This is a genomic window from Roseateles sp. (assembly GCF_039595295.1).
In the GTDB taxonomy this organism is placed as follows: domain Bacteria; phylum Pseudomonadota; class Gammaproteobacteria; order Burkholderiales; family Burkholderiaceae_C; genus Roseateles.
The window spans coordinates 1-8,270 of sequence record NZ_JBCNLU010000076.1 but is presented as its reverse complement, the minus strand read 5'-3'; the positions used below and the strand labels follow the sequence as shown (position 1 = coordinate 8,270).

At 69.7% G+C, this 8,270-nt stretch carries 7 protein-coding genes; 5 read left to right on the top strand and 2 right to left on the bottom strand.

Annotated features, from left to right (window positions below):
- On the top strand, window positions 1-694 hold a 694-nt coding region (locus ABDW59_RS24300), incomplete at its 5' end, for a hypothetical protein (protein ID WP_343634019.1).
- Here the strand turns inward: ABDW59_RS24300 and ABDW59_RS24295 are convergent.
- Together ABDW59_RS24295 and ABDW59_RS24290 are read right to left on the bottom strand one after the other, a co-directional pair.
- Window positions 654-1,688, bottom strand: a complete 1,035-nt coding sequence (locus ABDW59_RS24295) for a response regulator (RefSeq protein WP_343634017.1) — start codon at window positions 1,686-1,688, stop codon at window positions 654-656. The genes ABDW59_RS24300 and ABDW59_RS24295 overlap by 41 nt on opposite strands.
- Before the next feature lie 2 nt (window positions 1,689-1,690).
- A complete protein-coding gene (locus tag ABDW59_RS24290) occupies window positions 1,691-5,173 on the bottom strand; it encodes an ATP-binding protein (RefSeq protein ID WP_343634015.1) in 3,483 nt (1,160 codons plus the stop codon).
- 161 nt (window positions 5,174-5,334) lie between these two features.
- On the opposite strand from ABDW59_RS24290, the gene ABDW59_RS24285 reads away from it, so the two are divergent.
- The 4 genes from ABDW59_RS24285 to ureC all read left to right on the top strand — a co-directional run.
- A complete protein-coding gene (locus tag ABDW59_RS24285; RefSeq protein ID WP_067068808.1) occupies window positions 5,335-5,637 on the top strand; it encodes an urease subunit gamma in 303 nt (100 codons plus the stop codon).
- A 9-nt stretch (window positions 5,638-5,646) separates the two neighbouring features.
- Window positions 5,647-6,252, top strand: coding sequence for a HupE/UreJ family protein (locus ABDW59_RS24280; RefSeq protein WP_343634012.1), 606 nt, complete (start codon window positions 5,647-5,649; stop codon window positions 6,250-6,252).
- Entirely contained in the window at window positions 6,249-6,554 is a 306-nt protein-coding gene (locus ABDW59_RS24275; RefSeq protein ID WP_343634010.1) for an urease subunit beta, read from the top strand. Before ABDW59_RS24280 ends, ABDW59_RS24275 begins: the two co-directional genes overlap by 4 nt.
- Window positions 6,554-8,270, top strand: a 1,717-nt coding sequence (gene ureC, locus ABDW59_RS24270; protein ID WP_343634008.1) for an urease subunit alpha, incomplete at its 3' end; no start/stop codon positions are given. The genes ABDW59_RS24275 and ureC, both read left to right, overlap by 1 nt.

Sequence of the window (8,270 nt, the reverse complement as noted above, 5' to 3'; positions counted from 1 at the left end):
GTTCGGGGTCTCTTCCAACAACGCCGTGGTATCCAACGATGCGGATTTCATCGGAACCTTGCCCGATGCCAATGAGCTGGCCGCCAGGCTCAATGCGAAGCTGATCAAGCCGAGGCAGTCCGCCCGGACGGCGCTGGTGGCACAGATCAAGATGAAGGCCTCCCGTGGGCGAGAGGCCAACATCGACGTGCTACATCAACTGTTCACGCTCGGCCCCCTCAGCGAGCGCGTCGTCTTCACGCGTCGAGTGGTGGCTCGCAGCGTCCGCGCGCAGTGGAGCGAGGGCGTGATCATTCGAGTCATGGATCCTTTCGATCTGCTCGAAGCTCGGATCCAGAATGCTGCCGGACTCTATGAGGACAGGTTCAAGGGGCCCCATGTGGTGACGCAGGCCCAATGGGCCCTAGAAGTCGGCAAGGCGGCGCTGTTCACGATTGCCTCTGGTCGAGGTCCGGCTGCGGAGAGGCTCGGAAGAAGGATCCAGCAGCTCTACAAGCTGGCTACGAGCCGACCGGGAAGGACCGTCTACCAACTGCATGGAATCGATGTGCTTGAGGCGATCGATGCCGATCTTCTTGAAGCCATCGCGCCAGGCTGCGCGCCTCAGTTGCTGGCTGTCCGTCAGGAGCAATGGCGGCGACAGACCGGCATGACTACACCTCCCAACTCGGATGCATCTCCCTCACCCGCGTGAGGGCCATGGCGGCCGCCGCGGTGCGGGTCTCCACGCCGAGCTTGGCGTGGATGCGCTCCAAGTGCTTCTTCACCGTCGCGGGGCTGGCGCCGAGGATCTCGCCGATGTCGCGGTTGATCTTGCCCTTCACGACCCAGTACAGCACCTCCGCCTCCCGCGCCGTCAGGCTGAACACCAGCCCCAGCGAGCGGATCACCGCCGCGTCCGACACCTCCCGCATCACGATCAGCCAGTCGCCGCCGACGGCGCTGGTTGTGCCCGTCGCACCCGACGCGCCGCTGGGCGCATCCTCGCCGCCGATGCAGTTGTGCAGGCGGAAGCTCAGCCGCCGCGCGCCGAGCTCGGCGCTCAAGCGCGGCGGCTCTTGGGTGGATGGCGCGTCGCCCATTTCCTCCAGGCTGCGGCGCAGCCACGCGAGCACCGGCGCCGGCGTCTGCGGCGCCACCGTCCCATAGTACAGCTGCAGCAGCTCTCTCGCGAGCGGCGTCTGCCAGAGCAGGCGCCCCGTGGACGCCCGCACCGCGATGCTCGCGTAGCCGAAGGCATCGAGCGCCTGCCGCGTCTGCCGCGCCTGGCGCGCGCCCTGCAGATGCACCTGCATGCGTGCCAGCACCGCGCGCGGGTCGAGCGGCTTGGTCACGTAATCGACGCCGCCGGCTTGCAGGGCCGCGACCAGATGCTCCGTCTCCGTCAGGCCGGTCATGAAGATGATGGGGATATGCGCCGTCAACGGATTGGCCTTGAGCCGCCGCGCGACCTCAAAACCGTCCATGCCGGGCATCATCGCGTCCAGCAGCACGATGTCGGGCTGGCCCTGCAGCGCGCTGGCCAGTGCCGCCTCGCCGCTGGTGGCCGCGAGCACCGTGTAGCCGTGCTCATCGAGCGCGTCATGCAGCAGCGAGAGGTTGTCGGGCACGTCGTCGACGACCAGGACGCGGTCGCCCTGCTGCTGGTCGAGCAGCGCGGCCACGGCGGAGGGCAGGGGAGGATTCATCGTCATGCAGGGTTCTCGCTGCGCGCGAGCATGCGCAGCATCGCTTCAAACTGGAACTGCCGCGCCAGCGTCCGCTGGTGCTCGCAGAAGGGCCGCCAAGCCGCGTTCGCCGCCTCGATCGCGTCCAGCTGCGACAGCACGCCGCGGTAGTAGCCCAGGGCCAAGGCCTCGCGCAGACCGACCAGACGCTCGGGCGGCGGCATCTCCAGCGGCGCGGCGGCGGGCGCCGTCGTCTCCGGGACCGCGCGCCACTTCAGCGCGAGCCGCTCGGTGAGCCAATCCAGCAGCAGATCGTGCCGCACCGGCTTCAGGATGAAGTCACGCGCGGCGATACCGGCGTCGTTGTCCTGACCGCGCTCGAACGCATTGGCCGACACCACCGCGATCGGCGGTGCCTGCTTGAGCATCGCCCGCAGCCGCCGGATCGTTTCCCAGCCGTCGATGCCGGGCATCGCCAAGTCCATCAGCACTGCGTCCGGCACCCAGCCCGTGGCGATCAGATCGAGCGCATCGTGACCGCTGGCGGCCACGCGCACGGTGAAGCCCAGCGGCTCCAGCAGCTCGATCAGCAGCTGACGATCGTCGGCCTCGTTGTCGACCACCAGCAGACGCGGCGAGGCGCTCTCCAGACCCAGGCGCTGCTGCGCCGCCGCGGCGGCCCGCATGCGCGGCGAATCGGGAATGCGGCCATGCAGCTCCGGCAGGAACAGGCGGACGCGGAAGGTGGAGCCTTGGCCCGGCGTGCTCGTGGCCGACATCTCGCCGCCCATCAGCTCGGTCAGCATCTTCGCGATCGTCAGCCCCAGTCCGGCGCCGGGCGCCGCGCTGCCGCCGTGCGCGCTGCTGGCGCTCGCGCCGCGTGCGAAGGGTTCGAAGATGCGCGCCAGCTCGGCCGGGGCCATGCCGGGGCCGGAGTCCTCGATCTCCAGCGTCGCCATCTCGCGGCCATGTCTCACCCGCAGCGTGACGCCGCCTTCGGCGGTGAACTTGATCGCGTTGCCCAGCAGGTTGATCAGGATCTGGCGCAGTCGCTGCTCGTCCGCGCGCACCCATTCGGGCAGCGCGCCCGTGGTCTCGAAGCCGAAGCGCAGGCCCTTGGCCACGGCCTGGGGCTCGAACATGTCGGCCAGCTCCTGCAGCAGATCGGCGAAGCGCAGCGGCGCCGGCTCCAAGCTCAGCCGGCCGGCCTCGATGCGCGCGATGTCCAGCGTGCCGTCGATCAGCTGCATCAGGTGCTCGCCGCCGCGCTTGATGACCTGCACCGCCTGGCGCCGCTGCGGCGGCAGCGAGGCGTCCGCCGCCATCAGCTGCGCGTAGCCGAGGATGCTGTTCAGCGGGGTGCGCAGCTCGTGGCTGATGGTGCTGATGTAGCGGCTCTTGGCCTGGTTGGCCGCCTCCGCCGAGGCCTGGGCGCGCTCGGCCTGCAGGCGCGCGCTCTGGAGCGCCTCATCGGTGCGGCGGTGGGAGGCGATCTCCCGCATCAGCGCCTGGGTCTGGCGGTTGGACTCCTCTTGCGCGACCTTGCGGCTCTGATGCGCCAGCACCAGCCACCAGGCCACCGTGCCCGCGACCAGCAGCAGCGCGAAGAAGGCCTTGAGCAAGCCCGCGCGCAGGCCGATGCGCAGCGCATCCTGCGAGGCCGCATCGATGAGCGGGATCTGCGGCAGCTGTTGCAGCTGCTGGTGATAGAGCAGGCCGAACAGCGTCGCCAGCAGCGGCGTCACCACCAGCATCAGCAGCAGGTAATGGCCCAGGCCGGTGTCGAGATAGGGCCAGCTCGCGCGAGGCAGCAAGCGGCGCAGCAAGGCGGTCCATTGCGCGGCCAGGCTCGCCTGCGGCTTGCACAGGTCGCCGCAGCGCGCGTCCAGCGTGCAGCACAGCGAGCAGATGGCGCCGCGATAGGCCGGGCAGTGGGCCATGTCGGGGCCTTCGTACTCGCGCTCGCAGATCACGCAGCGGTCCAGCACGTCGGCGCCCATCGACGCGGGACAGCGCGCGATCTCCGCGGCCGGCCGGGCGAGGTAGTAGCGCCCTTTCGTCGCCCACGCGATCAGCGGCGCGGCGATCAGCGCGGTGACCATCGCGATCGCCGCGGACCAGGCCTGTGCCAGCGGGCCCATCACGCCCAGATGGGCCGCGACCGACAGTACCGAGGCCAGCGCCATGGCGCCGACGCCGACCGGGTTCACGTCGTAAAGATGGGCGCGCTTGAACTCGATGCCGGGCGGCGACAGGCCCAGCGGCTTGTTGATCACCAGGTCCGCGACGACGGCCATGATCCAGGCGATGGCGATGTTGGCGTAGAGGCCCAGCACATGGCCCAGCGCCTCGAACACGTTCATCTCCATCAGCATGAAGGCGATCAGCGTGTTGAACACGACCCAGACGACGCGGCCCGGATGGCTGTGCGTCAGGCGCGAGAAGAAATTGCTCCACGCCAGCGAGCCCGCGTAGGCGTTGGTCACGTTGATCTTGAGCTGCGAGACGACCACGAACAGCGCCGTGATCGCGACGGCCCAGCCGTATTGCGGGAAGATGTACTCGTAGGCGGCCAGGTACATCTGGTTGGGATCGACGGCGCGCTCGGGCGGCACCGCGTGGCTGACCGCCAGCCAGGCCAACAGCGCGCCGCCCAGCATCTTGAGCACGCCCAGCACCACCCAGCCCGGGCCGCCCAGCAGCACGGCGGCCCACCAGCGGCGACGGTTGTCCGCGGTCTGGCGCGGCATGAAGCGCAGGTAATCGGCCTGCTCGCCCATCTGCGTGATCAGCGCGACGCCGACGGTGAGGGCTGCACCGAAGGCGTGCACGTCGAAGCCCGCCGTGCCGGACTGCGACCCAACTTGGGTCGTCACGCCGTCGAACGCACCAGGGTGGCGCCAGCCGACCCAGGCGAAGGGCAGGATCAGCAGGGCGAGCCAGAGGGGTTGCGTCCAGAGTTGCAGCCGGCTGATGGCGGAGATGCCGTGGGTCACCAGCGGGATCACGACCAGCGCGCAGAGCAGGTAGCCCCAGTGCGGCGGGATGTCGAGCGCCAGCTCCAGTGCGTAGGCCATGACGGCGGCCTCAAGCGCGAAGAAGATGAAGGTGAAGCTGGCGTAGATCAGCGAGGTCAGCGTGGAGCCGATGTAGCCGAAGCCGGCGCCGCGGGTCAGCAGGTCCATGTCGACGCCGTGGCGGGCGGCGTAGACGCTGATGGGGAGTCCGGCGAGGAAGATGATCAGGCCGGTGGCGAGGATGGCGAGTGCGGCGTTGGTCCAGCCGTAATGCAGGAGCAGGGTGGCGCCGACGGCTTCGAGGATCAGGAAGGAGGCGGCGCCGAAGGCGGTGTTGGCGACGCGCCAGGACGACCAGCGGCGGAAGCGCTGCGGCGTGTAGCGCAGGGCGTAGTCCTCCAGAGTTTCGCGCGCGACCCAGGCGTTGTAGTCCCGCCGCAGCTTGATGATGTGCTGCGGAGCGTCGGTGGGGGCGAGAGGCGTGTCCATGGGGGCGCTCGGGAAATGCATGAAACATGCCGGAGCCTGTCTTGCTCCCTCGCCCGCTTGCCGGAGAGCGGCGCTGTCTTGCTCCCTCTCCCGCTTGCGGGAGAGGGCAGGGGAGAGGGTCTTCCTCCAGCACCGGCATGGTGCTTGCTAGCAGTCCCCCCATGGAACTCACGCCCCGCGAGAAAGACAAGCTGCTGATCTTCACCGCCGCGCTGCTCGCCGAGCGGCGCAAGGCGCGCGGCCTGAAGCTCAACTATCCGGAGGCGGTCGCCTTCATCAGCGCCGCCGTGATGGAGGGCGCGCGCGACGGCAAGACCGTCGCCCAGATGATGAAAGAAGGCCGCGAGCTCCTCACCCGCGCCGACGTCATGGACGGCGTGCCCGAGATGATCCCCGACATCCAGGTCGAGGCCACCTTCCCCGACGGCACCAAGCTGGTCACCGTCCATCAACCGATTCCCTGAGGACCCGTCATGACCCGACGTCTGCTCGCCGCCACCGCCGCTGTCGCCGCGCTCGCGCTGCCCGCCCTGGCCTTTGCCCATGCCGGCGATGCGCCCCATGACCACGGCGCCTCGCTGGGATTCACCGCCGGCTTCCTGCACCCCTTCACCGGCCTCGACCACCTGGCCGCGATGCTGGCCGTCGGCCTGTGGAGCGCGCTCACCCAGACCGGACGCCGCATGCTGGCCGCGCCCTTCGCCTTCGCGGGCCTGCTCCTGGCCGGCGCGCTGATCGGCGCGGCCGGCGTCGGCGCCGCGCTGCCGGGCATCGAGCCCATGGTCGCCGCCTCCGTGCTCGCGCTTGGCCTGATCGCCGCGACGCGCTGGAAGCTGAGCGCCGCCGCCGCATCCGCGCTGGTCGGTGCCTTCGCCGTCTTCCACGGACTGGCGCATGGCGCCGAGCTCGGCGGCGGCACGGCTCTGATCGGCATGGTCGCCGCGACGGCGCTGCTGCATGCGGGCGGCCTCGCGCTGGGCCTGAAGCTGCGCGCGCTGGCACCCCTGTGGTCGCGCGCGGCCGGCGGCGCGATCGCCTTGCTGGGCCTGGGCCTGCTGACGCGCCTGGTGATCGCATGATCCCCGGCGAGCTCCTGACCGACCCGGGCGAGATCGAGCTCAACCCCGGCCGCCGCACCGTGACCCTCACCGTGATCAACGCGGCCGACCGGCCCATCCAGGTGGGCTCGCACTACCACTTCGCCGAGACCAACGCCGCGCTGAACTTCGATCGCGAAGCGGCGCGCGGCATGCGGCTCAACATCGCGTCCGGCACCGCCGTGCGCTTCGAGCCCGGCCAGCAGCGCACCGTCGAGCTGGTCGACGTCGGCGGCACCCGCGAGATCTGGGGATTCCGCGGCCTGATCCAGGGAGCGCTCTGATGGCCCGCATCGGCAAACGCGCCTACGCCGAGATGTTCGGCCCCACCGTCGGCGACCGCCTGCGCCTGGCCGACACCGCGCTGGTGATCGAGGTCGAGCAAGACCTGACCCTGAAGGCCGGCGGCTACGGCGAAGAAGTGAAGTTCGGCGGCGGCAAGACCATCCGCGACGGCATGGCGCAGTCGCAGCGCACGCGCGCGCAGGGCGCCGTGGACACGGTCCTGACCAACGCGCTGATCCTGGACCATTGGGGCATCGTCAAGGCCGACATCGGGTTGAAGGACCACCGCATCGTCGCGATCGGCAAGGCCGGCAACCCGGACACGCAACCCGGCGTGGACATCGTCATCGGCCCGGGGACGGAGGTGATCGCCTGCGAGGGCAACATCGTTACCGCCGGCGCGATCGACTCGCACATCCACTTCATCTGCCCGCAGCAGATCGAGGAGGCGCTGGCCAGCGGCGTGACCACGATGCTGGGCGGCGGCACCGGTCCCGCCACCGGCACCTTCGCCACCACCTGCACGCCGGGCCCCTGGCACCTCGAACGCATGCTGCAGGCCGCCGACGCCTTCCCGATGAACCTGGGCTTCCTGGGCAAGGGGAACGCAAGCCGGCCCGAGGGGCTGATCGAGCAGATCGAGGCCGGCGCCATCGGGCTGAAGCTGCATGAGGACTGGGGCACGACGCCGGCGGCCATCAGCAACTGCCTGGACGTGGCGGAGCTGACGGACACCCAAGTCGCGATCCACACCGACACGCTCAACGAGAGCGGCTTCGTCGAAGACACGGTGGCCGCCTTCAAGGGCCGCACCATCCACACCTTCCACACGGAAGGGGCGGGCGGCGGGCATGCGCCGGACATCCTCAAGGTCGTCGGCGAGGCCAACGTGCTGCCGAGCTCGACCAACCCGACGCGCCCGTACACCATCAACACGCTCGACGAGCACGTCGACATGCTGATGGTCTGCCATCACCTGGACCCGGCCATCGCCGAGGACCTGGCCTTCGCCGAGAGCCGCATCCGCAAGGAGACCATCGCCGCCGAGGACATCCTGCACGACCTGGGCGCGATCAGCATGTTCAGCTCGGACTCGCAGGCCATGGGCCGGGTGGGCGAAGTGATCCTGCGCTGCTGGCAGACCGCGCACAAGATGAAGCAGCAGCGCGGCCAGCTGCCGGGCGACAGCGAGCGGCATGACAACGGCCGGGTGAAGCGCTATGTGGCCAAGCTGGCGATCAATCCGGCGATCGCGCACGGCGTGTCGCACGAGGTCGGCAGCATCGAGGTCGGCAAGTGGGCGGACCTGGTGATCTGGAAGCCGGCCTTCTTCGGCGTCAAGCCGGCGCTCATCCTCAAGGGCGGGGTGATCGCGATGGCCGCGATGGGCGATCCCAACGCCTCCATCCCCACGCCGCAGCCGGTGCATTACCGGCCGATGTTCGGCAGCTTCGGCGGATCGCTGGCGCGGGCGTCGCTGAGCTTCGTGTCGCAGGCGGCGATCGCGGCCGGCGCGCCGGGCCGCTACGGTCTGGCCAAGACGGCGGTGGCGGTGAAGGGCATCCGCGGCGTGGGCAAAAAGGACATGGTCCACAATGCCTATGCCCCGCGAATGGAGGTCGACCCCCAGACCTACGCGGTGCGCGCCGACGGCCTGTTGCTGCACTGCGAGCCCGCCACGGCGCTTCCGATGGCGCAGCGCTACTTCCTGTTCT